Source organism: Variovorax robiniae (genome assembly GCF_037889955.1).
Classification (GTDB): Bacteria; Pseudomonadota; Gammaproteobacteria; order Burkholderiales; family Burkholderiaceae_C; genus Variovorax; species Variovorax robiniae.
Genome location: NZ_JBBKZS010000014.1, coordinates 49261 through 73978, shown reverse-complemented (window position 1 = coordinate 73978; position 24718 = coordinate 49261). Strand labels below are relative to the sequence as shown.

Genomic DNA, 24718 nt, shown 5'->3' with positions numbered 1-24718 from the left:
GAAAAAAAAGGCAGCGCGGTAAACCGGGCTGCCTGGACCTGGAGCGGCAAGCTTACTTGGAAGCGGCGCCGGTGGTCTTGCCGAAGCGATTGCGGAACTTCTCGACGCGACCGCCCATGTTGTCGACCGACTTTTGCGTGCCGGTGTAGAACGGGTGCGATTCGCTGGTGGTGTCCAGCTTGAACAGCGGCAGTTCGCGGCCGTCGTCGGTGGTGCCCGTTTCCTTGGTGTTCGCGCACGAACGGGTCACGAACTTGAAGCCGTTCGACATGTCGACGAACAGAACTTCGCGGTAATTCGGGTGGATGCCTGCTTTCATGGTCTTTCCTTTGGTCGATGCGAGAGCCACGCCAGGCGATTTCCCGGCCGCACTTTTCGCGGAGCCTTCGATTATCGCATACTGGGGTTTTGCAGGCAAACACAGCCCTTCCATGACCACCAGAACACTGCGCGCCGGCCTTGTCGGCTACGGATTTGCCGGCCAGACCTTTCATGCGCCCGTGCTGTCCGCCGTGCCCGGCCTGGCGCTGGGCGCCATCATGAGCTCCCAGGCCGCCAAGGCGCAGGCGGACTGGCCCGGCGCCGCCGTCGTGCCGGACATGGCCGGTTTGCTGGCGCTGCCGGACATCGACCTGGTCGTCGTCGCGACACCCAACGAAATGCATTTCCCGGTGGCCAAGGCCGCGTTGGAGGCCGGCAAGCACGTGGTGGTGGACAAGCCGTTCACGCTGAATGCGGCCGAGGCGCGCGCCTTGGCGGACCTGGCCCGTCAACAGGGCAGGGTGCTCGCGGTGTATCAGAACCGGCGCTTCGACGCCGATTTCCTGACTCTGCGCGACGTCATCGCCAGCGGCAAGCTGGGTCGCCTGGTGTATTTCGAATCGCATTTCGACCGATTCCGCCCGGAGGTGAAAGCGCGCTGGCGCGAGCAGGACGTGCCCGGCGCGGGCGTCTGGGTGGATCTGGGGGCGCATCTGGTCGACCAGGCGGTGCAATTGTTCGGCAAGCCCGACACCCTGCAGCTTGACACTGCGGTCCTGCGCGATGGGGCGCAAGTCAACGACCATTTCCACGCGTTGCTGCGCTACGAATCCGGCCCGCACGCCCCGTTGCGCGTGGTGCTGCACGCAAGCACCCTGGCCGCGCATGCCGCGCCGCGCTACATCCTGCACGGCACGCGGGGCAGCTATTTGAAGCATGGCGTCGACGTGCAGGAGGACGCGTTGAAGGCCGGCGAGCGCCCGGGCGGTGAAAACTGGGGCGTCGACCCCTTGGTCGGCGAACTCAAGGTGCATGCGGTCGGCGACTGGGTGCAAACCATCGAATGGCCCAATCGCCGCGGCAACTATGTCGACTACTACGCCGCCGTGCGTGATGCGATCCTCGGCGTCGGCCCGAACCCCGTACCGCCCGAGCAGGCTGTCGCCATGATGGAGTTGCTGGACCTCGGCACCCAAAGCGCCAAGGAAGGCCGCGCCCTCGCACCATGAAAAAAGCGCGTTGCCCTTGAAGGGGCAACGCGCTCTTTCGGAGCCGGCAACGGAAGTAGAAGGCGTGAAGATTTCGTAGCGAGATCGGTGGCCGCAGTAGAAAGATTCGCGCCTTCTACCCGCCGCGGCGCATCATGTCGAAGAACTCGACATTGGTCTTGGTCGCCTTCATGTTCTTGAGCATCAGCTCCATCGACTCGATCTCGTCCATGTTGTACATGAGCTGGCGCAGGATGCGGGTCTTCTGCAGGATCTCGGGGGCGAGCAGCAGTTCTTCGCGGCGCGTGCCGCTGCGGTTCAGCTGGATCGAGGGGAACACGCGCTTTTCATAGAGGCGGCGGTCCAGGTGGATTTCGCTGTTGCCGGTGCCCTTGAACTCTTCGAAGATCACTTCGTCCATGCGGCTGCCGGTATCGACCAGCGCGGTGCCGATGATGGTCAGCGAACCGCCTTCTTCCACATTGCGCGCGGCGCCCAGGAAGCGCTTGGGGCGTTGCAGGGCGTTGGAGTCCACGCCGCCCGTCAGCACCTTGCCCGACGAGGGAACGACGTTGTTGTAGGCACGGGCCAGGCGGGTGATCGAGTCCAGCAGGATCACCACGTCCTTCTTCAGTTCGACCAGGCGCTTGGCGCGCTCGATCACCATTTCGGCGACGTGCACGTGGCGCGCTGCGGGCTCGTCGAAGGTCGAGGCAATGACCTCGCCCTTCACCGTGCGCTGCATTTCGGTCACTTCTTCCGGCCGCTCGTCGACGAGCAGGACCATCATGTGGACGTCGGGGTAGTTGGCGCTGATCGCATGGGCGATGTGCTGCATCATCACCGTCTTGCCGCTCTTGGGCGGCGCCACGAGCAGGGCGCGCTGGCCCTTGCCGATGGGGGCGATGATGTCGATGATGCGGCCGGTGATGTTCTCGTCGCTCTTGATGCCGTCGCGCTCGAGCTTCATCTGCTCCTTGGGGAACAGCGGCGTCAGGTTCTCGAACATCACCTTGTGCTTGTTCTGCTCCGGCACGCCGTCGTTGACCTTGTCGAGCTTGGTCAGCGCGAAGTAGCGCTCGCCGTCCTTGGGCGTGCGGACTTCGCCTTCGACCATGTCACCGGTGTGCAGGTTGAAACGGCGCACCTGGCTCGGGCTGATGTAGATGTCGTCGGTGCTGGCTGTGAAGCTGGTGTCGGGGCTGCGCAGGAAGCCGAAGCCGTCCGGCAGGATTTCCAGGACGCCATCGGCAAAGACCTGTTCGCCGGCCTTCGCGCGCTTCTTGATGATGGCGAACATCAATTCCTGCTTGCGCATGCGGCCGGTGTTTTCGATCTCAAGCGCTTCGGCCTGCTTGAGGACTTCAGACACGTGGAGTGCCTTGAGTTCGTTTAAGTGCATTGAATGACCCCTCTGCGGGGTAGCGACTGAAAAACGGGGGGAGGTTTGAACTGTGAGGCGAGAGGTGCCGCACAAACCGGGGAACTCGAACCGGGGCGCTTGTGGCGTGCCGGTGATCTGCTGCCGATTATGCAGCAAATCTGGAGGCCTACGCCTTGCGCGTAGACCTCCGTATTAGATCAGGCCAGTTGCTGGTCGATGAAGGCGGTCAATTGGGCCTTGCTCATGGCGCCGACCTTGGTCGCGGCCAACTGGCCATCCTTGAACAGCATCAGCGTCGGAATGCCACGGATGCCGAACTTGGCGGGGATGTCGCGGTTCTCGTCGACGTTCATCTTGGCGACCTGGAGCTTGCCTTCATAGGTGCTCGAGACTTCGTCGAGGATCGGCGCGATCATCTTGCAAGGGCCGCACCATTCGGCCCAGTAGTCCACCAGCACGGGCTTGCCGGCCTGCAGCACGTCGGCTTCGAAGGAGGAATCGGAGATGTGTTTGATGAGGTCGCTTGCCATGTCTTGTCCTTTGGGTGCGGTGAGCAGTAGTGCCGCTAAAGTGCGGGTCATTGTGACAGAAACCAAGATATGCCGTGCCGAGGGCAGGCGCTATCGCTGCCATAGATTTCCCCCCTGACGACCCCTTGAGAATCCGGTGCGGACCACCGGCTTTTGGCGCATGTTGTCGCATCCACCGAATCGAATGACCCAGAAGAAGACCCTTGCCGTTGTCGGAGGCGGCCCCGCGGGCCTGATGGCCGCTGAAATCCTCAGCGCGGCCGGCGCGCTGGTGCATGTGTACGACGCCATGCCGTCGGTCGGCCGCAAGTTCCTGCTGGCCGGGCGCGGTGGGCTCAATCTCACGCATTCGGAGCCGTTCGACGTCTTCGCGACCCGCTTCGGCGAGCGCCAGGCGCAGGTACGGCCGATGCTCGAGGCCTTCGGGCCGCAGCAGGTGCAGGACTGGGCACACGGCCTTGGCATCGAGACCTTCGTCGGCAGCTCTGGCCGCGTGTTTCCGAAAGACATGAAAGCCGCGCCGCTCTTGCGCGCATGGCTGCACCGCTTGCGCGCAGCGGGCGTCCAGTTCCACATGCGCCATCGCTGGCTCGGATGGGAAGGCGCTTCGACGCCGCCGACCGCCTTGCGCTTCGCCACCCCGCAAGGCGAGCAGCGTGCCAACCCCGATGCGGTGGTGCTGGCACTGGGCGGCGCGAGCTGGGCGCGGCTCGGTTCCGATGGTGCCTGGTGGCCGTGGCTGCAGGCGCGCGACGTACCGATGGCACCGCTGCAGCCCGCCAACTGCGGCTTCGACGTGGGCTGGAGCGCGCACTTCGCGGAACGCTTCGCTGGTCATCCCTTCAAGTCGGTGGCCTTGTCCTTCACCGACAGGCGAGGGCGCTCATTCGCGCGCAAGGGCGAGTTCGTGGCGACCGCGACCGGTATCGAAGGCAGCCTGGTGTACGCAGCCTCGGCGCTGCTTCGCGACGAGATCGACGCGGCGGGCGGCGAGGGCGCAACCTGCCACATCGACTTGCTGCCGGATCGTACGGCTGCGCAGGTCCTGGCCGCCGTCAATCACCCGCGAGGTGCCCGGTCGCTGTCGAGCCATTTGAAGAGCCGGCTCGGCCTGGACGGCATCAAGTCGGGACTGTTGCATGAGCAATTGACGCGCGAGGAAATGCACCAACCGCAGCGTCTGGCCGAGGCCATCAAGGCGCTGCCCTTGCGCGTGCGGGCCGCGCGTCCCGTCGACGAGGCCATCAGTACGGCTGGCGGCGTGCGCTTCGATGCGCTCGATGCGAACCTCATGGTGACGGCGCTGCCGGGCGTGTTCTGCGCCGGGGAAATGCTGGACTGGGAGGCGCCCACGGGCGGGTACTTGCTCACGCTCAGCATGGCCAGTGGTGCGGCGGCCGCCCAAGCGGCCTTGCGCTGGGCGTAATGCATCACAAGTGACTACCTTTGGCTGATATGCAATATCGGAGACGGCAGACGACAATCCCCTGAGAAATTCAGGGGGTGCCGATGAGGCCAAAAGTAGAGATCGAGAAGATCCGCGAGAGCTATTTCAATTACAGCGTCAGCACCGGGAGCGGCAATGCGATCTACGCCCGGGAGGGCCTTTATTCCATTGCCGAGTGCATCCACGATGCAGCCACCGCGCTGGGCCACAACTTTCCGATCACCACACTTGGCTACGAAGGCTTCGTGCTGGGCGAGTTCTCGGTGGCGATGATGGAGCACTCCGCCAAGATGCTGGAACGGTGGCTGGAGGCTCTGCTGAATGGGCTCGCGACGAGTGGCCCGGATGGCAACGACTGCCCTTGGCAGCCATCGAAAAGAGGTTGACGAGCCTTACCCCCGGCACTGACTCCACAGTTAGGGCTGCTTGGTTCCCCACCTGACCCGGTTGGCCGCTTCACCATGCGGGGAGGCCCGTCAGCCGCCATTGTAGATGACGGATTTCACCAGACCATCAACGAGGTCTCCAAAGCCGCGTCTGCGTAGTAGAGCCGCACCCCGACCTGGTACTTGCGCCCCTTCTGCAGCCGCATGCTCACGTGCGCATTCAGGTCGGTGCCGCTGTCGTCGTTGCCTGCGATCTGCACGTTGCCCGTGGGCGTGACCTCGAAGAGCACCAGCACGGTGTCCGAGGTGCCGAAGGTGCCGACGTTGTAGGTGCGGGTGCGTGTCGGCGCGAACTCGAACACGCGTGTTTCACCGGCCTTGAGTTTCAGCAATTGCGACAGGCCCACCTTGAGTTGGGGCACGGCGGGCGCCTTGGCGCCAGGGTAGGACTCCACCACCCAGCTCTTGTCGGCCGGAGAGAGGCCTCCCTTGGGTGTCAGGCCGGTCGAGTACTTGGCGGGCGCCTGGATCAGCCCGGCCTCGAACTGGTATTCCATGACCGAGTCGGGGTCCCAGGTGGTGCCCTTGACTTCGGCTACGGGGATCTTGCGCAGGATGTTCCAGTCGATCTGGTCGTCCGGCCAGGAGTTCGGAGGCCCCCGGAAGTAATCGAGCACAGCCTGGCGGTTCCAGGTGATGCCGGCATTCGGATTCTGGTGTTCATGCTCGAGGCCCAGCGTGTGGCCGATCTCGTGCAGGGCGGTGTCGCCGCCATACGGCGTGGTCAAGGGCCAGCCGTAGTTGAGGGTGCGCTCGGCCGGGTCCCGCGTGTTGAGCACATCGCGGCCCACGTAGGACCAGGAACCATCGTTCTGGTCGAAGCCGATGCGGACCATTGCGTCGGCGGCATGGTCGACCTTCTTGAAGGTGATGCCGAGGCCGAGCCTGGCCCAGGTCGCGAACGCGCTGTCGACGGCTGCGATGTCGCTGGCGACGCCGAACCAGGCGGATGGCACCGCGTCGCCCTTGCGAAAGCAGTAGTAGGTGATCGTGGTGCCGTTCACCCATTTCTTGCTTGCGCTCAATATGGCAGAGGCGCGCCCGGCCGGAACACTGCTGTCGAAGGTGCGCGGGGTCTGCACGGGTTGCGCGCAGTAGCGTGGGCGCGTTTCCGCCGCGGCGGCCTTGGTGGACTTCGCGCTGCGCTTGGTGCTGGGGGCAGTAGCCATGGCGTGTCTCCTCCTCTTGCGGGTCTTTCATGGTAGTGACCCGTGTTGGGGTTTACAACTGCATAACGGCATACATCCCGCGCCATAGCGGCACATGGCCGACCCCTAAAATGCGCCGATGTCCTATCTCGTGCTCGCCCGCAAATACCGTCCCCGGAACTTCGAGGAGATGGTGGGGCAGGAGCATGTCGTGCAGGCCCTGTCGAATGCGCTGACCACCCAGCGCCTGCACCACGCCTACCTGTTCACCGGAACGCGCGGCGTCGGCAAGACCACCGTGTCGCGGATCCTGGCCAAGTCGCTCAACTGCCAGGGCCCGGACGGGCAGGGCGGCATCACGGCCACGCCGTGCGGTGTCTGCCAGGCTTGCAAGGACATCGATTCAGGACGCTTCGTCGACTACACCGAGCTCGATGCGGCCTCCAACCGCGGCGTCGACGAGGTGCAGTCGCTGCTGGAGCAGGCGGTCTACAAGCCGGTGCAGGGGCGCTTCAAGGTCTTCATGATCGACGAAGTGCACATGCTCACCAATACGGCCTTCAACGCGATGCTGAAGACGCTGGAGGAGCCGCCCGAGTACCTCAAGTTCGTGCTCGCGACCACCGATCCGCAGAAGGTGCCGGTCACGGTCCTGTCGCGCTGCCTGCAGTTCAACCTCCGGCCGATGGCGCCAGAGACCGTGCTGGAGCACCTGACGCAGGTGCTGCAAACCGAGCAGGTGCCGGCCGATGTGCAGGCGCTTCGCTTGCTGGCGCGTGCGGCGCGCGGATCGATGCGCGATGCGCTATCCCTCACCGACCAGGCCATCGCCTTTGGCAACGGCACGCTGGTCGAGGCCGGTGTGCGGCAGATGCTCGGCACGGTCGATCGCGGGCATGTGTTCAGGCTCATCGATGCGCTCGCGGCGGGTGATGGCAAGACAGTGGTCGAGACCTCCGAGACCTTGCGGCGCGATGGTCTCTCGGCTGCTTCGACGCTCGAAGAGATGACCACTGTCCTGCAGGCCATGGCGGTATTGCAAGCCGTGCCCGCGCGGGCAGAACTGGCCGACGGCGCCGACCCGGATGCGGCCGAGACGGCGCGCCTCGCCGCCGCCATGCCGCCGGATGAGACTCAATTGCTCTACAGCCTGTGCCTGCATGGCCGGGGCGAACTGGGCCTGGCGCCCGACGAGTACGCCGCGCTCACGATGGTGTTGCTGCGCTTGCTGGCATTCAAGCCTTCCGGGGAAAAAAAAACTCTGAATGAACCGGTTCGGCCCGTCTTGCCGGTGGAGCGGCGTGTTGCCGCGTCCGTCCAGGCAGCCGTTCTCGTGCCCGATGCGCCTCCGGCCATCCCTGCGCCGGTGGCTCCGGTCGTCTCGGTGCCACCGGGTCATCGCCTCCCGGTGGTCGAACCGCCCGCGCTGGTGCAACCGCGGCAGGGCGCCGCGACCGTGGATGCGGTGCAGCCGGCGCCGGCCGTCGTCGCCATGCAGGTCCGCGTCCAGCCGCCCCCGGGCGCACGCGACATGGCGAGTGAAAAAGCCTTCGGCACGCCGCTCGTGACCAGCGAGGATGGCGACTTCTGGCACGACACGGTCATGCAACTTGTCGTGGCCGAGACCATTGGCGCACTCACGCGAGAACTGGCATTGCAGTCGCAACTGGTGGCGCGCGACGTGGACCAATGGTTGCTGCGTGTGGAGCGCGAATCGCTCAACCAGGGGGCCAGCCGCGAGAAGCTCCAGGTGGCGCTGGCCACGCTCGGCCATGACATCAAGCTCGCCGTGGAGATCGGCAACGTGGTCGACAGCCCGGCGCGCCGCAACAAGCTGGCCGCCGAGGCGCGGCAGCGGGCGGCGGAAGAAGTCATCCACAACGACCCGTTCGTGCAGAGCATGATGCGCGACTTCGATGCCCGCATCGTGCCGGGGACGCTCCGGCCGGCCTGACGCCCCGCGCTTCGCGGCGGTTTAGCATTCATCCCATTTTTTCAACCATTCAGGATCAAACCCATGTTCAACAAAGGACAACTTGCCGGCCTCATGAAGCAGGCGCAGGCGATGCAGGAGAACCTCAAGAAGGCGCAGGAAGAACTGGCCACCATCGAGGTCGAAGGCGAATCCGGCGCGGGCCTCGTGAAGGTCGTCATGACCTGCAAGCACGACGTCAAGCGCATCACCATCGATCCCAGCCTGCTGGCCGATGACAAGGACATGCTGGAAGACTTGGTCGCCGCCGCCTTCAACGCCGCTGTGCGCAAGGCCGAGGAAACCAGCGAGCAGAAGATGGGCAAGCTTTCCGCTGGCATGCCCGGCCTGCCGCCCGGCATGAAGCTGCCCTTCTGATGTCGTGCGCTCCCAGGCTTGCTCGCATGCAGGCCCATGGCTGATTCCAGTTCGCTCGACGCGCTGGTCGAGGCGTTGCGCCGCCTGCCTGGCGTGGGCGTCAAGTCCGCGTCGCGCATGGCCTTCCACCTGTTGCAGCACGACCGCGAAGGCACGCAACTGTTGGCGCGTGCATTGCAACAGGCGGCCAGCCAGGTGCGGCACTGCGACCGCTGCAACACCTTCACTGAAGCGGCGATCTGCAATGTGTGCAGTGATCCGCGACGCGACGCCAGCAAGCTGTGTGTGGTGGAGACGCCGGCCGACCAGGCCGCGCTGGAGCGCACCGGCGCGTTTCGCGGCTACTACTTCGTGTTGATGGGCAAGCTGAGTCCGCTCGATGGTATCGGGCCGAAGGACATCGGCTTGCAGAAGCTGTTCGACCGCGCGCTCGACGGCCATGTGGTGGAGGTGATCCTTGCCACCAACTTCACGGCCGAGGGCGAAGCCACGGCCCATGTGATCGGCGAGGCCCTGCGCCAGCGCGGCCTCATCGTGACGCGATTGGCGCGTGGCGTGCCAGCGGGCAGCGAGCTCGAATACGTCGATCTCGGGACGATCGCGCACGCGCTGGTCGACCGGCGCTGAGGCGCACCGCGGCCGCGCTTTTTTCTGCACGGCCCGTTGATTTAGAGGTGCGATCAGAGCACTTCATTCTTACGTGGAAACCCGCACGGGATGTCCCCGATGCAGGTGGTGGGGTCGCTCCCTAAGCTCAGGTCAACTTCACACAGCACCGACGGCTTTTCGCGCCGGCTTCCATGCTCAATCGCCGAACCTTCACATCCGTTGCTGCACTCGGCGCCACGGCGATCGCAGCGCCTTTCGTCTACGCGCAAGCCAAGCTCGAGAAGACCAAGGTATCGATCGCGGTGGGTGGCAAGGCCGCGTTCTACTACCTGCCCTTGACCATCAGCGAGCAGCTCGGCTACTTCAAGGCCGAGGGCCTCGATGTCGAGATCTCCGACTTCGCGGGTGGCTCGCGCGCGCTGCAGGCTGTCGTCGGCGGCTCGGCCGATGTGTGCTCGGGCGCGTTCGAGCACACGATCAACCTGCAGGCCAAGAGCCAGTACTTCCAGTGCTTCGTGCTGCAAGGCCGGGCGCCGCAGATCGCGATGGGCGTGTCGACGAAGAACATGCCGACGTACAAGACCATCGCGGACCTCAAGGGCAAGAAGATCGGTGTCTCCGCACCGGGGTCGTCGACCAACATGGTGGCCAACCTGGTGTTGTCGCGCGGCGGCATCAAGGCGACCGACGTGAGCTACATCGGCGTGGGTGTCGCGGCTGGTGCACTGACGGCGCTGCGCGCGGGGCAGATCGACGCCATCAGCAACACCGATCCGGTGATGACGATGCTCGAGCAGAAGGGCGACGTGAAGATCATCAGTGACACTCGCACGCTCAAGGGCACGCAGGAGGTGTTCGGCGGGCCGATGCCGGCCGCCTGCCTCTATGCATCCTCCGAGTTCATCCAGAAGAATCCGAACACCTGCCAGGCGCTGGCGAACGCCATCGTGCATGGCCTCAAGTGGCTGCAGACGGCCGGGCCTGGCGACATCATCAAGACGGTGCCTGAAACCTACCTGCTGGGTGACCGCGCGCTGTACCTGGCGTCGTTCGACAAGGTGCGCGAGGCGATTGCCGTCGACGGCCTCGTGCCCGCCGAAGGGCCGAAGACGGCGCTGGCAGCCATCGGCAGCTTTGACAACACGGTCAAGCCCGAGAAAATCGACGTGGACAAGCTCTACACCAATGATTTCGCCAAGCGGGCCAAGGACAAGTTCAAGGCTTGAAACGCCAAGCGCATCATGACCCGGCTCCGGCCGGGTTTTTTGTTTGGACCTGAACAACAACAACGACGCATCCCCAATTCATGTCTGACTACGCACTCGAACTCCTGGACATCACCTGTACCTTTCGCTCGAAGGACGATCTCTCCCAACGCTACACCGCCGTCGCCGATACGACGCTTCGCATCCGGGCCGGTGAATTCGTGTCGGTGGTCGGGCCGACGGGCTGCGGCAAGTCGACATTGCTCAATGTGGGGGCGGGGTTGCTGGAGCCGTCGTCGGGCACGATCAAGGTCTTTGGCGAGTCGCTGGTGGGAATCAATCGCCGCGCCGGCTACATGTTCCAAAGCGAAGCCTTGATGCCGTGGCGCAGCACGCTCGACAACGTCATGGTGGGCCTGCAGTACCGCGGCGTGCCGGATGCGGATGCGCGGACGCAGGGCGAGGCCTGGCTGGCGCGCGTGGGCCTGTCGGGCTTTGGCGATCGCTATCCGCATCAACTGTCCGGTGGCATGCGCAAGCGCGCGGCGCTGGCGCAGACGCTGGCACTGGACCCGGACATCATCCTGATGGACGAACCCTTCAGCGCGCTCGACGTGCAGACCCGCCAGCTCATGGAGAACGAGGTGCTCGAGCTCTGGGCCGCGAAGAAGAAGGCGGTGCTCTTCATCACGCACGACCTCGACGAGGCCATCGCGATGAGCGATCGCGTGGTGGTGCTCTCGGCGGGCCCGGCGACGCATCCGATTGGCGAGTTCAGCATCGACCTGCCGCGCCCGCGTGACGTGGCCGAGGTGCGCACCGATGCGCGCTTCGTCGAACTGCACACGCAGATCTGGAACGTGCTGCGCGACGAGGTGCTCAAGGGCTATGCGCAACAGTTGAAAAAGGCAGCCTGACATGCTGAACGAACGCAATGCGCGCGTCTGGCAGTTGGCGCTGCTGGTCCTCATCCTGGTCGTGTGGCACATCGCCTCGCGCAACCAGCAGTTCGCTTTCTTCGTGGGCGAGCCGATCCAGGTGGCGGGGCGCATCTGGAGCTGGTTCCTGCCCTTCGACGTGCCCGCCAATGCGTTCTATCCGGATGGACTGAAGGGCAATGCAGACGTGTACCGGCACCTTGGCACGACGCTGGTCGAGACGCTGCTGGCCTTTGCGATAGGGACGGCGGTGGGGCTGGCCTGCGGGCTGTGGCTCGCGCTGGCGCCCACGGCCAGCCTGATCCTCGACCCCTACATCAAGGCGGCCAACTCGATGCCGCGCGTGATCCTCGCGCCGATCTTCTCGCTGTGGTTCGGCCTGGGTATCTGGAGCAAGGTCGCGCTGGCCGTCACGCTGGTCTTCTTCATCGTGTTCTTCAACGTGTACCAGGGCGTGCGGGAGGTGAGTCCGGTGATCCTGGCCAATGCGCGCATGCTCGGCGCCAACCAGCGGCAACTGTTGCGCACCGTGTACCTGCCGAGCGCGACGAGCTGGGTGTTCTCCAGCCTGCATACCTCCGTCGGGCTGGCTTTCGTAGGCGCCGTGGTGGGCGAGTACCTGGGGTCGGCACGCGGCGTCGGCTACCTGATCCTGCAGGCGGAGGGCACCTTCGATGTCAACACGGTGTTTGCGGGTATCGTTGTGCTCACCGTCTTCGCGCTGGTGCTCGACGGGGTCGTCGGCGTGATCGAGCGGCGCCTGATGAAGTGGCAGCCGCGCAGCGGCGAGACCGAGAAGCTGTAGTCGACACGAGGGAGGTCTCTTTGAACAACAAGCCTGCACACCATGCTTCCGCGCTCCTGCGTTCGCGCCACGCGGCGGCGCGGGTATCGAACGAAGAGCTCTTCTTCGACCTGGTCTATGTCTTTGCCGTCACGCAGCTTTCCCACTACCTGCTTGACCATCTCACGCTGCTCGGTGCGCTGCAGACGCTGCTGCTCTGGTTCGCGGTCTGGATGGGCTGGCAGTACACGGCATGGGTGACCAACTGGTTCGAGCCGACGGCATTGCCGATCCGGCTGGTGCTGTTCGGGATCATGCTGGTGGCGTTGGTGATGGCTTCGGCGCTGCCGCAGGCCTTCGGCGAGCGGGCGCTGGTGTTCGCGGGGTGCTACGCGGCGATCCAGGTCGGACGCACGCTCTGGGTGCTGCTGGCGCTGGGCAAGGGGGACGCGCTGGTTCCCAATTTCCGGCGCATCCTGGCATGGACCGCGGTGTCCGCGGCGCTGTGGATCATGGGCGCGCTGGCCGATGGCAACCTGCGACTCGGGCTCTGGGCGGCGGGCGTGCTCTGCGAATACGTGGCGCCGATGGTGGGCTTCAGTTTTCCGGGCCTTGGCCGCTCCGCCACGTCCGATTGGACCATCGACGGCGGCCATCTCGCGGAGCGCTGCCAGTTGTTCGTGATCGTGGCGCTGGGCGAGTCGTTGCTTGCAAGCGGCGTGGCCTTCGGGCATGCGAAGGAATGGGCCGTCGGGGCGGTATTGACCTTGCTCGTGACCTTCCTCGGCAGCATCGCGATGTGGTGGATGTACTTCGACACCAGCAGCAAGGACGCGGCCCATGTGATCGAGCATTCGGACGATCCCGGCGGCATCGGCGCGAAGTTCCACTACACGCACGTGGTGCTTGTGGCGGGCATCATCGTCTCGGCGGTGGCCGATGAACTGGTCATCGGGCATGGCGAGCATCACGTCGAGTGGAAGTACCTCGGCGCCTTGCTGGGCGGGCCGGCCATCTATCTGTTCGGCAATGCGCTGTTCAAGCGCGTGGTGTATGGCTTCACGCCGCAATCGCACATCGGTGGGCTGCTGGCGCTGGCGCTGATCGCGCCATTTGCATCGCACCTGTCGGTGGCGACAGTGGGTGCGATGACCACGGCCGTGATGGTGGCCGTGGCGGTGCTGGAGTCCGTGTGGCGGCGGCGGTCGCGCGCACGGGCCGCGCACTGACCTTTCGTTCGCGCTCTGGCGGGGCGGACGCTGCGCCACTGGTCCAAAGCGCTTTGCCGCTATCGCGTGAGCGGCTTTCCTAGTGCTTCTTCTTCGCCGGCGTGCTGGCGACCTTGTCGCGGGCAGCCTGCTTGCCAGCCTCGCGCGGAGCGGCCGCCGGCTTTGCAGGACTGCGCGTCGAGGTCTTGCTCGAAACCTGCACCACCTGCTTGCTTGGCACCGACACCCTGACCGGGCCCCCGCTGCGCTGCGATGTGACGCGTACCGGCGCCGCGCCGCTGCCGACCCGGGAGGCTGCCATGGCGCGAACCTGCACATAGACCACGACGCTGGCCCCACGCGGGAACTTGTGGCTGGTCCGCACGTCGTTCCAGTCGGCCACGTTGGCCGCAGTGGTGCGGTAGCGGCTGGCGATGCTGGCAGGCGTGTCGTTGCGGCCGGCGCGGACCGTGGTGCGGCGCGTCACGATCTCCGGCTGGAAGCTCAGGTGGCCGGTGTCGGCGACCACGGCGGCCACGTCTTCCTGCACCTTGGCCGTGCGCGGCACGATCAGCGTGGAGCCGGCCTTGATCAGCATGCGTGGCGGGATGTTGTTGACCGCACGCAAGTCCGACTCGCTCATGCCGGTGCGCTGGGCCGCGTCGGCAACCGTCATGGTGTTCTCGACGGTCCATGCGGTCCAACTGGCGTACTGGCCTTGCGTGTAGGCCTCGAAGTTGCGCGTGAAGACGGCGGCGTTGTCCCAGGGCAGCAGGATCTGCGGCGTGCCGGCGGCCAGGATGATCGGCTTGTGCGCGGCGGGATTCAGCGCGCGGAAATCCTCGATGCGCACGTCAGCGAGCTTGGCGGCCAATGCCACGTCCAGGTCGCGCGTCAGCGTCACGGTCTGGAAGTAGGGGTGGTTGGGGATCACCGGCAGGTCGGTGTTGAAGGCCTGCGGGTTGGCCACGATGTTCTTCACGGCCTGCAGCTTGGGCACGTAGAGGCGCGTCTCCGCCGGCATATTCAGGTCGCTGTAGGTGGTGGGCAACCCCAGCTTCTGGTTCTTGGCGATGGCCCGGCCCACGCTGCCTTCACCCCAGTTGTAGGCGGCCAGCGCGAGTTGCCAGTCGCCGAACATGTTGTAGAGCTTCTGCAGGTAGTCGAGCGCGGCGCGGGTCGAGGCGAGCACGTCGCGGCGGTCGTCGCGGAAGATGTTCTGCTTGAGTGAGTAGTCGGTGCCGGTGGCCGGCATGAACTGCCACATGCCGGCGGCGCGTGCACTGGACACGGCCTGCGGGTTGAAGGCGCTTTCAATGTACGGCAGCAGGGCCAGCTCGGTGGGCATGTCGCGGCGCTCGAGTTCCTCCACGATGTAGAAGATGTACTTGTTCGAGCGCTCGGTCATGCGCTGGATGTAGTCTGGCCGGCTCGCATACCACTGCTCGCGTTCGTGAACGGCGTCGTTCTCGAGGTTCTGCATCTTGAAGCCGCGGCGGATGCGGTCCCACATGTCGGTGGGGGGCGCCAATGGCACGACGTTGAGGGCGCTGGCCTGGCCGGTGGCGATGGGCGTGAGCGGGGCGGTCGGGTAGACCGGGGTCGCGCTGGTGTTGGAGGGGCTGGTGGATTTGCCGGTTGGCGCGGTGCCGGTCGCGCAACCGACGAGCAGCAGGGTGCCTGCAACGCAGGCGGCTAACAGGAATTTCATCGGAAGTCGGATGTCCATGGGTGCAGTGCGATGTTCAGGTGTCACTTGCCAGGGCGCATGGGCCGGCGTGGACGCGCATTGCTTCAGGGAAGGTGGCTTCGCGGATGCGAAGAATGGGGTGGCTCTTGCGCCTGGCCGGATCGGCGCGGTGGCGCGTGTCTAGAATCGCTGCCAGCTGCGGCTCGCCGCGCCCGAGTGTATCGAACGTCGGCTGGGCAGGGCCCGGGTCTGCCTCGAAGGGATCGGGCCCGCGCTTCAGCATCCAGGTGTGGTTGTCAGCCAAAGCGGGCAGCGGAACGAGGGTCATGAGCGGTCAAATTATAGGTTTGCAGGAATGGTTCCAGACCCCGCCCGGCCGCTATCTGCTGGCCTGGGAGCAACTGCAATTCGACCAGGCCGTCGCCGACATGTTCGGCTACCACGCGCTGCAGCTCGGATTGCCTGCTGTCGACGCCCTGCGGGCGAACCGGATGCGGCATCGCTGGCTGGCGTTGCCGCAGTTGCCGCAGGAGGGCGAGGCCACGTCCGCGGCATTGTTCACGGATTTCGCCGCGCTGCCGTTTGCGGCCAACAGCCTGGACCTGGTGCTGTTGCCGCATGCGCTGGAGCTCAGTGAGGACCCGCATGCCACCTTGCGGGAGGTGGAGCGCGTGCTGGTGCCGGAAGGGCGCGTGGTGATCTGCGGGCTGAACCCTCACAGCTTGTGGGGAATGCGGCAGCGACGCGCGCATTTGTGGCGTCGCCTGGGCCTGGGCGAACTGTTCTTGCCGGAGGCGGGCGAGTTCATCGCCTACCGGCGCATGCGAGACTGGCTGCGGCTGCTGAGTTTCGAGGTGGAATCGGGCCGCTTCGGCGCCTACCGGCCGGCGGTGCGCAGCGAGGCCTGGCTGGAGCGCTACCGATGGTTCGACAAGGCGGGCGAGCGCTGGTGGCCGATATTCGGTGCGGTCTATTTTCTGGTGGCGGTCAAGCGGGTGCGTGGGTTGCGGCTGTTGAGTGCCGATTGGCGACGCGCCGCCGCCAGGGCCAGTGCACCGATGCCAGTCGCGGGCAAGGTGCATCGCGCGCCGCCGCCCCCGCGACCCTGATTTTTTTGAAGATGCAAGGACGAACGAGTTGAACGAGGTACAGATCTACACCGATGGCGCCTGCAAGGGCAATCCCGGTCCGGGCGGCTGGGGCGCATGGCTCAAGTCGGGCGCGACCGAGAAGGAGATTTTTGGCGGGGAGCTGAACACCACCAACAACCGGATGGAACTCACGGCCGTGATCGAAGGCCTGGCGGCGCTGAAGCGGCCCTGCAAGGTGGTGCTCTACCTCGACAGCCAGTATGTGCGCCAGGGCATCACCGAATGGGTGAAGGGCTGGAAGGCGAAGGGCTGGATGACGGCGGCCAAGCAACCGGTGAAGAACGTCGAACTGTGGAAGCGGCTCGACAAGCTCGTGCAGGAAGGCGGCCATACCATCGAATGGCGCTGGGTCAAGGGGCACTCGGGCGATCCCGGCAACGAGCGGGCGGACTTGCTGGCCAACAAGGGCGTGGACAAGGCGCTGGGGCGTATTTGACCCACCCCCGATGCGCCTGCGGCGCCTCCCCCTCAAGGGGGCGCACCCAGCGGCCCGGCAAAGCCGGTTCCGCGGGTGCCCGCGAACAAGGTTGGCTGCCTCAGAAGCAGCGCTGAACAGTTGCGTGAGCGTGCACGTACAGCGGTGAATCTAAAGGTGCTTCACTGGCGGCAGCACCTCGCCCATGCGGGCGCGCAGCAACAGGTCGTCGACGATGCGAAGCCGGCGGCTCAGTTCACGGCCGATGTTCATCTGGATCAGCGCGAACTGGGCCGTGTTGTGCTCGTAGAGTCGATAGAGGTTGGCGGGCGTGAGCGCCACCGCGGTGCAGGGCGCATCGGCCCGAACGGAGGCACTGCGCGGCGACAGGTCGAGCAGTGACATCTCGCCGAAGCAGTCACCCTGCTTCAGCCGATGCAGCAGCAGGCTGCGGCCCTTCCAGCTCTTGAAGATGGTGACGCGGCCGGCCTCCAGCACGAACATGCCGTGCGGCGAGTCGCCCTCCTGGAAGAAGAATTCGCCCGCGGGAACCTCCACGGTCGGCGCGGGTGCCAGCAGGAACTCCAGCGTGTCCTCGCTGATGCCGCCGAAGATCGGCATCTGCTGAAGCATTTCGACGCGGGCGGCGAGCATGGTGAAAATGCCCGGGCTACACCACGCCGTCGAACATCATCACATCGACCTCATCACCCGGCGCGACGCTGCCTTGCGCATGGTGCAGCACGACCAGGCCGTTGCCCTCGACCATCGAACTCAGCACGCCCGATCCCTGGTTGCCTGCGATGCGGACCTCCGGAAGCGCGCCGGGGGTGCAGGTGACACGGCCGCGCTGGTACTCGGTGCGTCCGGGCTTTTTCCGGATCGATACCGCGCTGCGTGCGCGCAGCAGCGGCGGCGGTGCAGCGCTGGACGCATTGCAGCCCATGAGGCGGAGCAGGGCGGGGCGCACGAAGGCGAGGAAGGTGACCATCACCGCGACAGGGTTGCCGGGCAGGCCGAACAGCACCGCGGCGCCGGCATTGGCATTTCCAGGCGCCTTGGGAACGAGCCCGACGGCCATGGGCCGCCCCGGCCGCATCGCGACGCGCCAGAAGGCCATGTCGCCCAGTTGCCGCATCACGGCGCGGGTGTGGTCGGCCTCGCCGACGCTGACGCCGCCGCTGGTGATGATGGCGTCGGCCTGCCGGGCCGCTTCCGACAGCGCGGCGGCCAGCGCGGCCGGGTCGTCGCGCACCATGCCGAGGTCGACCACTTCGCAGCCCAGCCGTGTGAGCAGGCCGAAGACCGTGTAGCGGTTGCTGTCGTAGACGGCGCCCTCGCGCGGCGGCTCGCCGAGGCTGAGGATTTCGTCGCCGGTCGAGAAGTAGGCCACGCGCAGGCGGCGGAAGACCGATACCTCGGCCTGTCCGAGGCTGGCGAGCAGGCCGAGGCCTGCAGGCGTCAGGCGCTCGCCCTGCAGGAGCGCCGGGCGGCCCTGCATGAGGTCTTCGCCGGCGAATCGGCGGTTGTCGCCGCGGCGCAGGGCGTTGGCTGGAAAGCGCACGGTGTCGCCTTCGACAGTGCAGAACTCCTGGGGCACGACGGTATCGAAGCCGGCCGGCATCACCGCGCCGGTCATGATCTTGAGCGCGTCGCCCTGGCTTAAGGCGCCACGCCAGGCGGCGCCCGCGAGTGCGGTGCCTGCCACGCGCAGGCTGATGATCTCGGACGCCGGGGAGTCGAGCACCGCGCCATCGAAGGCGAAGCCATCCATGGCCGAGTTGTCATGCGGCGGCACGCTGAAGGGCGAGACCACGTCCTCGGCGAGCACGCGTCCCAAGGCCTCGAACAAGGGCACGTATTCCCGCTCGCGCAGCACAGTGGGCTCGACGAGGCTGGCAAGGAAGGCCTGGACGCCATCCACGCTCAGTGCCTTCGGGTCATAGCCGGCCAGCGCGGCCGCGATATCGGCGACGCGGCTCATCGGGTGCGGTGGATTTCCAGCGCGGCGAGTTCGGCCAGCGTGTTGGCGTTGAAGAAGGCGTCGGGGGCATCGCCCTCGCGGTCGAAGGGGACGAGCACGGTGCGGTGTTGCGCGGTCCATGCGTCGATCTTGCGACCGCCGGACTGCGTGAAGCGCACGAGGCTTTCGAGCAGGGTAGTTGGAAGCAGGCAGAACACGGGTTGCGCACGCAGGATTGGGGCGCCACCGTTGTCCACTGGCTCCGGCGCGCTGACCATGGCGATCTCCGCGTCGGCCTCGACGAGCGCATCGGCCAGCCGCTTCGCCAGATCGGTCGGGAACAGGGGCGTGTCGCACGGGACGGTGAGCAGCCAGGGTGTCTCGCAGCGCTCCAGCCCGGTCAGGAAGCCGGCCAGTGGCCCGGCATAGTCGGCCAGCCCGTCCGGCCAGACAGGGACGCCGAACGATTCATAGGCCGAGAGGTTGCGGTTGGCATTGACCATCATCTCGCCGACCTGAGCGCCCAACCTCAGCACCGCATGCAGGGCCAATGGCGTGCCGTTGAACTTTTGCAGGCCCTTGTCGACGCCGCCCATGCGGGAGCCGCGTCCGCCGGCGAGGACGAGGCCTGTGATGTCCGACGTGGCGATGGGTGTGGTGCGATCCATCGTCAGCCGCCGATATAGCTCATCTCGACGCGACGTGCTGCACCGACGTCGGTGGTCAGTTCCGGATCGCGCAACGCGCGCAGTTCGGAATAGCGGTCGGCACGACCCTGCCAGATGTGGCCGATCGCCGAGAGCAATTGCGTGTCGTCCGCATCGCCGCGCAACAGCGGGCGCAGGTCGTGGCCATGGCTCGCGAACAGGCAGGTGTACAGCTGGCCCTCGGTCGACAGGCGCGCGCGGCTGCAGTCGTGGCAGAAGGCCTGCGTGACGCTGCTGATCACGCCGATCTCGCCCGCGCCGTCGGCATAGGCCCAGCGCTGGGCGGTTTCGCCCGGCGCGCTGGCTTCGAGCGGCCGCAAGGGGAACTCCCGTGCGATGAGCGCGATGACCTCGGCCGAGGGCATGACCTCGTCCATGCGCCAGCCATTGGTGGCGCCCACGTCCATGTATTCGATGAAGCGCAGCACCACGCCGGTATGGCGGAAGTGGCGGGCCATCGGCAGGATTTCCTGCTCGTTGGTGCCGCGCTTGACCACCATGTTGACCTTGATTGGCCCGAGCCCGGCGGCATGCGCCGCGTCGATGCCCATCAGCACGTCGGCGACCGGGAAGTCGACATCGTTCATCCGGCGGAAGATCGTGTCGTCGAGGCCGTCCAGGCTCACCGTCACGCGCTGCAGGCCCGCGGCCTTGAGTGCCACGGCCTTGCGTGCGAGCAGAGAGCCGTTGGTGGTCAGCGTGAGGTCCAGCGGTGCGCCATCGGCCGTGCGCAATTGCGCGAGTTGCCCGATGAGCACCTCGATGTTCTTGCGCAGCAAGGGCTCGCCGCCGGTGAGGCGGATCTTGTGCACGCCGTGCGCGGTGAACAGGCGCGCGAGTCGCGTGATCTCCTCGAAGCTCAGCAGGGCCGAATGCGGCAGGTACTTGTAGTCCTTGTCGAAGACTTCCTTCGGCATGCAATAGCTGCAACGGAAGTTGCAGCGGTCCGTCACGCTGATGCGCAGGTCGGTCAACGGCCGGCCGAGGCGGTCTTCGAGGTGCCCGATGGCGGGCACTTTCGCTTGTGGCGCGGACGCGATGCGATGCGCACGGCCTATGGCGGAGACGGGGATCACTTTGCTGTTCATGGGAGGGGCCAATTTACTCCATCGCCTCCGCCCTCAGGGGTGTCAGGGCACTTGACCATGGTCACGCAAACCCATGTTGCGCCCAAGGGCGGGATGGTGCAGTCCGCTGTGAAACAGCGCCGGCACCATCCAGTGCATGGTCCTCGTCAAGGCGACGACCTCATCAGACGCAACGCGCCCCGTCCACCTCGATGCACACACCACTGATGAACGCAGCCTCGTCGCTCGCCAGGTACAGCGCCGCGTTAGCCACGTCGAGCGCGGTCGAGAAGCGACCGAGCGGGATGGTGGCGAGGAACTTGGCCTTGCGCTCTTCCGTCACCGGGCCGCCCGCGAATTCGGCGGCCAGGCCGGTGTCCGGATTGAAGACCGGGTTGATGCAGTTGACGCGGATGTTGTCCGGCCCGAGTTCGGCGGCCAGCGACTTGCTGGTGGTGATGACCGCGCCCTTGGAGCCGTTGTACCAACTGAGGCCGGGGCGAGGGCGCACGCCGGCCGTCGACGCGATGTTGATGAAGACGCCGCCACCATTGGCGCGAAACGCCGGTACGGCGTGGATCGTCGACAGGTAGATGCTCTTCACGTTGACCGAGAAGCAGCGGTCGAACTCTTCCTCGCTGACTTCGAGGGCAGGGCGGTTGCGGTGCGTCCAGCCGGCGTTGTTGACCATGACGTCGAGCTTGCCGTGTCGTTCGACGGCAGCGCCGACCAGCGCCTTCATGTCGGCCGTCTTCGTGACATCCGCTGCGAAGAAGGAGGCCCGGCCGCCGTCGCGCAGGATCGCCTCGACCACTTGCTGGCCAGCGGCCGCATTGACGTCGTTGACGATCACTTGTGCACCCTCGGCCGCCAGCCGCTTGGCGATGCCTTCGCCGATGCCGCCGCCCGAGCCGGTGACGATGATGGATTTGCCCTTGACGCGCATGAAGTCTCCTGGAGTTGTCTTGAATCGATTCTTGAAATTGCGGGTGACGCCCGCGCGTCAGCCGTGCCGCACAGCGACGGTCTTGAGCGTGGTGAATCCGAACAGCGCCTCGAAGCCCTTTTCGCGGCCGTAACCAGACGACTTGACCCCACCAAAGGGCAGTTCCACGCCGCCGCCAGCGCCATAGTTGTTGATGAACACCTGGCCGCTGCGCACGCGCTTGGCCATGCGGAATTGCCGTGCCCCATTGGCCGTCCAGATGCCCGCGACCAGCCCGAACTGCGTCGCGTTGGCCTGCGCGACGGCCTGGTCTTCGTCATCGAATGCCATCGCGGCCAGCACGGGGCCAAACACTTCTTCCTGTGCCAGCCGATGCGTCACCGGCACGTCCCGCAGAAGCGTGGGCGCCTGGTAGAAGCCGCTGTCGGGCGCCTCGTCGACGATCACGCCCTGGGCCACCATCGGGATGCCGGCATGCTGCGCGTCGCTGAGGAAGTCCCAGACGCGCTGCTGCTGCGATTGCCGGATCAACGGCCCGACATCGAGGTCCATCGCCGCGGGGCCGACACGCAATGCCTCGAAAGCATGGCCAAGCCGTTCGAGCAGCGGCTCGTAGATGCTGCGCTCGATCAACACGCGCGATCCCGCCGAGCAGGTCTGTCCTGCGTTCTGCACGATGGCGTTGATGAGCACTGGAATGGCCGAGGCCAGGTCGGCGTCCGCGAAGATGATCTGCGGGCTCTTGCCGCCAAGTTCCAGCGTCACGGGGCAATGCCGTTCGGCCGCGACCTGCTGGATCAGCGTGCCCACCTTCGGGCTTCCGGTGAAGCTGATGTGGTCGATGCCGGGATGCCGCGCCAGCGCATCACCGACTTCATGGCCGTAGCCCGTCACGATATTGATGGCGCCCGGAGGGAATCCGACCTCCGCAGCCAGTTGTGCGACGCGAATCAGCGACAGGCACGCGTCTTCCGCCGGCTTGACCACGCAGACATTGCCGGCGGCCAAGGCGCCGCCGACGCTGCGGCCGAAGATCTGCATCGGGTAGTTCCACGGAATGACATGGCCCGTGACGCCGTGCGGTTCGCGCCAGGTGAAGACGCTGTAGCCGTCCTGGTAGGGGATGGTCTCGCCATGCAGCTTGTCGCAGGCGCCGGCATAGAACTCGAAGTAGCGCACCAGTGCCAGCGCATCGGCCCGCGCCTGCTTCACCGGCTTGCCGCAGTCGCGTTGCTCGAGCAGCGCCAGTTCGTCGGTGTGCTCGGCGATCTTCTGCGAGAGCTTGTAGAGCAGCCTGCAGCGCTCCGCCGCGCTGACCTTCTGCCACACGTTGTCGAAGCAGTCGCGCGCCGCGCCCACCGCGTCGTCGATGTCGGCCGCGTTGCTGCGCTGCAGTTCGTCGAAGGGCTGGCCGTCGGACGGGTCCAGGACCGGCAGCGTGCGGCCGGAGGCGGAGACGACGCTGGTGTTGGCGATGTAGTTGAGTTGCATGTTGGGGGAGGGTTCAGTGTGCCGGTCAGGGCGAGATGATGTCGAGTTTGGGGTAGTAGTTGCGATAGCGCTTGGCGTCGCGGGTCAGCAAGCGTAGCCCGTTCACAAGCGCATGTGCGCCGATGTAGAAATCCGGCAGTGGCGAACGAGCCCGGCCGGTTCCAGCGCCCGGCGCGCTGCGGTAGGCGCGGAATGCCTGGCCGGCCAGGAAGGCCGCATCCCAGGGCAATGGTTCCCGCTTGAGCGGAAGGCCGGCGAGTGCGTCTTCGAGATCGGCGGCTCGCTCGAATCGGGGGCTGAGCTCCGCCAGGATCAGCGGATTGATGACGAGTGCGGCTTGCTGGCCCAGGCGGTCCAGTTGGTCGAGCGACCAATCCGCCCATTGGGGATCGTCGGCGAGCACGTCGATCAGCACATTGCTGTCGACGAGCGTGGCGGATGGTCGGGCGAGATAGCGTGCGCCCGGTTCGGAAGCACGTGAAGCGCGACTAGCCACGCAGGAAGCGCATGAACTCGTCGGTGCCCATGCCCTTGAATTGCGCGGCGGTGGCGGAGCCGCGTACGCGCTGGAAGGCACTGCGCACAGGCGACTCGGCAGAAGGCGCGCGCCGCAGCAGCACATCGCCGTTCGCCCGCACTTCGAATTCCACCTCGCTGTGCGGATGCAGGCCTGCCTGCTCTCGCACTGCCTGCGGGATCGTGACCTGTCCCTTGCTTGTGATCTTCATTCGATTTCCGTGATTCTTACTTGCCAAAGTAAGAATATTACGGCTCGCCCGGCACTGCGGCAAGCCCTCCATCGCTCGCGCGCATTCGTGCTTTGCCTACAGCCTGAATCGGGCTCGCCATCACAGAATGGGCCATGCGAATCCACTTCGGTCTCGGTCTATTGGTTTGCCTCACCACTGCATGCGGCAGCGCGCTTGCCGATGAGCTCAAGCTCCCCGTCGACAGCGACGACAAGGGCACCGTCTACGTCAGCCCCAACGTCACTTCCACCGAGGACTCGGTCAACACCAAGGGCGCGACAGTGGGCGTCGAGCGCCCCGACGGCAGCAAGACCTTCGGCGGCATGGACACCTCGGGGCCGAAGCCAAGCTATTCGGCCGGTGCGGAGACCGGCGGCAAGACCTCGTTCTCGGTCGAGGCCCATTCGGACGGCAAGAACAACACCGGCGCCAAGGCCGGCGTGAAGATCAAGTACTGACTACTTCCTGATCAGCTTCACCGCATCCAGCATCTTCTCGACATGCTTGAAGGGATTCAGGCTCTGGTAGTAGGTCACCACAGTGCCGTTCGGCGCAATCACATATGAGATACGGTTGGCATATTCCGGACGCGTCTGCATGACCGCGTCGAAGGACTGGGTGATGTTGCGGCTCTCATCCGAAGCCACCGGAAACTTGCCTTGGCACACCTGGCTTGAGAACTTCGCCAGCGTCTCCATGTCGTCGGTCGAGATCCCGATCACTGACGTGTTCAGCGCGGCAAACTGGTCCATCGCATCCGCAAAGGCATGCGCCTCGATCGAACACCCCACTGAAAAAGCAGCCGGGAAGAAATACACCACGACCGGTCCCTTGGCCAGCGCCTCCTGCAGCGAGTAGGTGAAGGGCTTGCCCGCCAGCGCGGCCTGCGCCGTGAAGGGAGCCACCTTCTGCCCCACGTCCAGCGCCGCGACGGCTGGCGCGGAAAACCCGATTGCGAGCATCATCGGCACCCAGGCAAGCAACCGGTCAAATCGCAACGTCATGGTCAATTCCTTCAGGC

Annotated in this window: 28 protein-coding genes and 1 other RNA gene; 13 read left to right on the top strand and 16 right to left on the bottom strand. The window is 65.7% G+C overall.

Annotation, left to right across the window (positions count from 1 at the left end):
- Positions 1–52: 52 nt before the first annotated feature.
- Positions 53–319, bottom strand: coding sequence for a type B 50S ribosomal protein L31 (locus WKW79_RS26115; RefSeq protein WP_340338136.1), 267 nt, complete (start codon positions 317–319; stop codon positions 53–55).
- A gap of 112 nt (positions 320–431) precedes the next feature.
- Between WKW79_RS26115 and WKW79_RS26110 the strand changes: the two genes are divergently transcribed.
- Positions 432–1490 carry an oxidoreductase gene (locus WKW79_RS26110; protein WP_340338135.1) on the top strand — a complete coding sequence of 353 codons (1059 nt, stop codon included), beginning with the start codon at positions 432–434 and terminating at the stop codon, positions 1488–1490.
- A 115-nt stretch (positions 1491–1605) separates the two neighbouring features.
- Here WKW79_RS26110 and rho read toward each other — a convergent pair whose 3' ends face one another.
- Positions 1606–2871 (bottom strand): transcription termination factor Rho, encoded by a 1266-nt coding sequence (gene rho / locus WKW79_RS26105; protein WP_340338134.1) that lies wholly within the window; start codon positions 2869–2871, stop codon positions 1606–1608.
- Between the two features lie 179 nt (positions 2872–3050).
- Positions 3051–3383, bottom strand: coding sequence for a thioredoxin TrxA (trxA, locus tag WKW79_RS26100; protein ID WP_213959260.1), 333 nt, complete (start codon positions 3381–3383; stop codon positions 3051–3053).
- Positions 3384–3567: 184 nt separating this feature from the next.
- Here trxA and WKW79_RS26095 point away from each other — a divergent pair, with 184 nt between their 5' ends.
- Both WKW79_RS26095 and WKW79_RS26090 read left to right on the top strand, forming a co-directional pair.
- Entirely contained in the window at positions 3568–4809 is a 1242-nt protein-coding gene (locus WKW79_RS26095) for a TIGR03862 family flavoprotein (RefSeq protein WP_340338133.1), read from the top strand.
- An 83-nt stretch (positions 4810–4892) separates the two neighbouring features.
- Complete coding sequence (locus WKW79_RS26090) at positions 4893–5216, top strand: hypothetical protein (protein ID WP_340338132.1); 324 nt, start codon at positions 4893–4895, stop codon at positions 5214–5216.
- On the opposite strand, the gene ffs is transcribed toward WKW79_RS26090, so the two are convergent.
- Both ffs and WKW79_RS26080 read right to left on the bottom strand, forming a co-directional pair.
- Positions 5212–5308, bottom strand: an RNA gene (gene ffs / locus WKW79_RS26085) — signal recognition particle sRNA small type. The genes WKW79_RS26090 and ffs overlap by 5 nt on opposite strands.
- A 24-nt stretch (positions 5309–5332) precedes the next feature.
- The gene (locus tag WKW79_RS26080; protein WP_340338131.1) at positions 5333–6445 is read right to left on the bottom strand and encodes a M12 family metallopeptidase; all 1113 of its coding nucleotides are present in this window, start codon (positions 6443–6445) and stop codon (positions 5333–5335) included.
- A 118-nt stretch (positions 6446–6563) separates the two neighbouring features.
- Between WKW79_RS26080 and dnaX the strand changes: the two genes are divergently transcribed.
- The 7 genes from dnaX (at position 6564) to WKW79_RS26045 (ending at position 13539) form a co-directional block, all read left to right on the top strand.
- On the top strand, positions 6564–8378 hold the full coding sequence (dnaX, locus tag WKW79_RS26075; RefSeq protein ID WP_340338130.1) for a DNA polymerase III subunit gamma/tau: 1815 nt from the start codon (positions 6564–6566) through the stop codon (positions 8376–8378).
- A gap of 63 nt (positions 8379–8441) precedes the next feature.
- Positions 8442–8774, top strand: a complete 333-nt coding sequence (locus WKW79_RS26070; RefSeq protein WP_213959265.1) for a YbaB/EbfC family nucleoid-associated protein — start codon at positions 8442–8444, stop codon at positions 8772–8774.
- A 36-nt stretch (positions 8775–8810) separates the two neighbouring features.
- Positions 8811–9401 carry a recombination mediator RecR gene (gene recR, locus WKW79_RS26065; RefSeq protein ID WP_340338129.1) on the top strand — a complete coding sequence of 197 codons (591 nt, stop codon included), beginning with the start codon at positions 8811–8813 and terminating at the stop codon, positions 9399–9401.
- Positions 9402–9574: 173 nt separating this feature from the next.
- Positions 9575–10609 carry an ABC transporter substrate-binding protein gene (locus WKW79_RS26060; RefSeq protein WP_340338128.1) on the top strand — a complete coding sequence of 345 codons (1035 nt, stop codon included), beginning with the start codon at positions 9575–9577 and terminating at the stop codon, positions 10607–10609.
- An 80-nt stretch (positions 10610–10689) separates the two neighbouring features.
- Positions 10690–11505: an ABC transporter ATP-binding protein gene (locus WKW79_RS26055; protein ID WP_340338127.1), complete on the top strand. Its 816-nt coding sequence runs from the start codon at positions 10690–10692 to the stop codon at positions 11503–11505.
- A gap of 1 nt (position 11506) precedes the next feature.
- A complete protein-coding gene (locus WKW79_RS26050) occupies positions 11507–12331 on the top strand; it encodes an ABC transporter permease (RefSeq protein ID WP_340338126.1) in 825 nt (274 codons plus the stop codon).
- Between the two features lie 20 nt (positions 12332–12351).
- Positions 12352–13539 (top strand): low temperature requirement protein A, encoded by a 1188-nt coding sequence (locus tag WKW79_RS26045; RefSeq protein ID WP_340338125.1) that lies wholly within the window; start codon positions 12352–12354, stop codon positions 13537–13539.
- Between the two features lie 79 nt (positions 13540–13618).
- Here WKW79_RS26045 and WKW79_RS26040 read toward each other — a convergent pair whose 3' ends face one another.
- Together WKW79_RS26040 and WKW79_RS26035 are read right to left on the bottom strand one after the other, a co-directional pair.
- Positions 13619–15229 (bottom strand): transglycosylase SLT domain-containing protein, encoded by a 1611-nt coding sequence (locus tag WKW79_RS26040; protein WP_340338124.1) that lies wholly within the window; start codon positions 15227–15229, stop codon positions 13619–13621.
- Positions 15230–15263: 34 nt separating this feature from the next.
- The gene (locus tag WKW79_RS26035; protein ID WP_340338123.1) at positions 15264–15536 is read right to left on the bottom strand and encodes a hypothetical protein; all 273 of its coding nucleotides are present in this window, start codon (positions 15534–15536) and stop codon (positions 15264–15266) included.
- Here WKW79_RS26035 and WKW79_RS26030 point away from each other — a divergent pair.
- Both WKW79_RS26030 and rnhA read left to right on the top strand, forming a co-directional pair.
- Entirely contained in the window at positions 15535–16317 is a 783-nt protein-coding gene (locus tag WKW79_RS26030) for a class I SAM-dependent methyltransferase (RefSeq protein ID WP_340338122.1), read from the top strand. The two genes, WKW79_RS26035 and WKW79_RS26030, sit on opposite strands and share 2 nt — an antisense overlap.
- A 28-nt stretch (positions 16318–16345) precedes the next feature.
- Positions 16346–16795: a ribonuclease HI gene (rnhA, locus tag WKW79_RS26025; RefSeq protein WP_340338121.1), complete on the top strand. Its 450-nt coding sequence runs from the start codon at positions 16346–16348 to the stop codon at positions 16793–16795.
- 150 nt (positions 16796–16945) lie between these two features.
- Here rnhA and WKW79_RS26020 read toward each other — a convergent pair whose 3' ends face one another.
- The 8 genes from WKW79_RS26020 to WKW79_RS25985 form a co-directional block, all read right to left on the bottom strand.
- Positions 16946–17428, bottom strand: a complete 483-nt coding sequence (locus tag WKW79_RS26020; protein ID WP_340338120.1) for a Crp/Fnr family transcriptional regulator — start codon at positions 17426–17428, stop codon at positions 16946–16948.
- Positions 17429–17444: 16 nt separating this feature from the next.
- Positions 17445–18758, bottom strand: a complete 1314-nt coding sequence (moeA, locus tag WKW79_RS26015) for a molybdopterin molybdotransferase MoeA (protein WP_340338119.1) — start codon at positions 18756–18758, stop codon at positions 17445–17447.
- Positions 18755–19405 (bottom strand): molybdenum cofactor guanylyltransferase MobA, encoded by a 651-nt coding sequence (gene mobA, locus WKW79_RS26010; RefSeq protein ID WP_340338118.1) that lies wholly within the window; start codon positions 19403–19405, stop codon positions 18755–18757. The genes moeA and mobA overlap by 4 nt, the downstream gene beginning before the upstream one ends.
- Positions 19406–19407: 2 nt before the next feature.
- A complete protein-coding gene (gene moaA, locus WKW79_RS26005; protein ID WP_340338117.1) occupies positions 19408–20532 on the bottom strand; it encodes a GTP 3',8-cyclase MoaA in 1125 nt (374 codons plus the stop codon).
- 163 nt (positions 20533–20695) lie between these two features.
- Entirely contained in the window at positions 20696–21457 is a 762-nt protein-coding gene (locus WKW79_RS26000) for an SDR family oxidoreductase (protein ID WP_340338116.1), read from the bottom strand.
- A gap of 57 nt (positions 21458–21514) precedes the next feature.
- Positions 21515–22948 (bottom strand): aldehyde dehydrogenase family protein, encoded by a 1434-nt coding sequence (locus tag WKW79_RS25995; protein WP_340338115.1) that lies wholly within the window; start codon positions 22946–22948, stop codon positions 21515–21517.
- 25 nt (positions 22949–22973) lie between these two features.
- The gene (locus WKW79_RS25990; RefSeq protein WP_422823968.1) at positions 22974–23363 is read right to left on the bottom strand and encodes a type II toxin-antitoxin system VapC family toxin; all 390 of its coding nucleotides are present in this window, start codon (positions 23361–23363) and stop codon (positions 22974–22976) included.
- Between the two features lie 73 nt (positions 23364–23436).
- Positions 23437–23676 carry an AbrB/MazE/SpoVT family DNA-binding domain-containing protein gene (locus WKW79_RS25985; RefSeq protein WP_340338113.1) on the bottom strand — a complete coding sequence of 80 codons (240 nt, stop codon included), beginning with the start codon at positions 23674–23676 and terminating at the stop codon, positions 23437–23439.
- 134 nt (positions 23677–23810) lie between these two features.
- On the opposite strand from WKW79_RS25985, the gene WKW79_RS25980 reads away from it, so the two are divergent.
- On the top strand, positions 23811–24155 hold the full coding sequence (locus WKW79_RS25980) for a hypothetical protein (RefSeq protein WP_340338112.1): 345 nt from the start codon (positions 23811–23813) through the stop codon (positions 24153–24155).
- On the opposite strand, the gene WKW79_RS25975 is transcribed toward WKW79_RS25980, so the two are convergent.
- Positions 24156–24662 (bottom strand): peroxiredoxin, encoded by a 507-nt coding sequence (locus WKW79_RS25975; RefSeq protein ID WP_422823971.1) that lies wholly within the window; start codon positions 24660–24662, stop codon positions 24156–24158. It abuts the gene before it with no gap.
- Between the last annotated feature and the right edge of the window lie 56 nt (positions 24663–24718).